The organism is Mesorhizobium sp. M1A.F.Ca.IN.020.06.1.1 (assembly GCF_004023265.1).
In the GTDB taxonomy this organism is placed as follows: Bacteria; Pseudomonadota; Alphaproteobacteria; order Rhizobiales; family Rhizobiaceae; genus Mesorhizobium.
Map to the genome: position 1 here is coordinate 1 of NZ_RZSR01001742.1, position 522 is coordinate 522.

The 522-nt window shown below is 66.7% G+C and carries 1 protein-coding gene; it reads left to right on the forward strand.

What is annotated here, in order from left to right; translation table 11 throughout:
- Positions 1-167: 167 nt before the first annotated feature.
- On the forward strand, positions 168-522 hold a 355-nt coding region (locus EOA60_RS36650; RefSeq protein ID WP_206628482.1), incomplete at its 3' end, for a hypothetical protein.

Sequence of the window (522 nt, forward strand, 5' to 3'; positions counted from 1 at the left end):
ATCAACAGCTGCGCGTCGGCGCTATGGTGGTCGTGCCGCCCCAAGAAAGCCGCCAAAGGGCTATCCGGGTTCAAGCCATCTGGAACAAGTTGACGGAGCCCCAGCCAGGTGTCGACCCCTCTGCCGTGTTGATTTATCCCAGCGTGATCCAATCCCTCGCGCCCAACTTGAATTGCCTTACCAGAGTGCAGCAGGAACGCCTCGTCGCGCTCTTCGAGGGGCTTGCCAAACGCAAGGATCGCGCCTCGGCTCTCTGGGGCCTCGGAAAGGGCGTGGCGGGGCTTGCGCCCGAGCTCCAACCCCGTTTCGTCGCGCTCGTCGAGGCGCTTGCGGAGCCGCAGTATCGCGCCTCGGCTCTCTGGGGCCTCGGAAAGGGCGTGGCGGGGCTTGCGCCCGAGCTCCAACCCCGTCTCGTTGCGCTCGCCGAGGGACTTCACCAGCCCGAGCAGCGCGCCTTGGCCCTATCGGGCCTTGGCGCGGGTGTGGCAGGGCTTGAGCCCGCCCTGCAACAGCGCCTCATAG